1 protein-coding gene is annotated in these 827 nt (G+C 43.2%); it reads right to left on the reverse strand.

Going from position 1 to position 827, the window contains the following annotated elements; all coding sequences use genetic code 11:
* Positions 1-349: 349 nt before the first annotated feature.
* Positions 350-827: Gfo/Idh/MocA family protein (locus AC3G7N_RS20750; RefSeq protein ID WP_489424059.1), on the reverse strand; the 478-nt coding region annotated here is incomplete at its 5' end.

The raw sequence follows: 827 nt of genomic DNA on the forward strand, positions 1-827 counted from the left end.
TTTCTTTTAATTTATCATCTGTGAAAAGATCCAGACCTGTATGACTCCCCGCCACACGAATACCTTTTTCATTCAAAGTGCGCTTGACCACACTTGCTGGTGTTCCAAAAAAACCTGCAAACTGAACAGCATCATAGCCCATGTCAGCAACTTTTCGGACCGTTCCCAAAAAGTCCTTCTCAGCCGCCTCCCGGACAGAATACAATTGCAAACCTATGTTTTGGATAAGCTATTCTCCTCTCGATAGATTTCTAAAACTGTTACTTAAGAAAATCTGGGCTTTTTGACAAGAACTAATACCCTTGAAAGCCTTAGATTCTTTTATATCGATAAAGATTTATACTCCCTGTTAAAGTTCAAAAACGACACGGCGTCCCTCAAGATCAGACAGCGCTGCACCATCATTTATTTTGGTTAATTGAATCACATCTTCCCTGGTAATGGTCGGCATTACACCTTCACTGATTTGTGCTACCCATTGCTCCATTGGCGTGGACACATCAGGTAAATCACTCTCCATATTTATCCATTCACCGTTACCATGATGCATGCTTGTCATTTGAATCGAACCGTTCCTGCAGAGTAAGGTTCCCTCTGTTCCATATAACTCCAGTTGAAACGGGCTCCCATGTGATAAAAAACTAGTCTCTATGATTCCAAGTGCACCAGATTGATAGTCAACCAGAACAGCGCCACTTTCATCAACCTCATTTGGATTGCTTCTTTTCAACCGGGCACTGACAGCCTGCGCTTTTCCGGCAAGCCGATTGGTTAGATAAATCGGATGTGCACCAAGATCAATCAGCGCTCCGCCACCTGTTTGCTGT

The organism is Virgibacillus carmonensis (genome assembly GCF_057836705.1).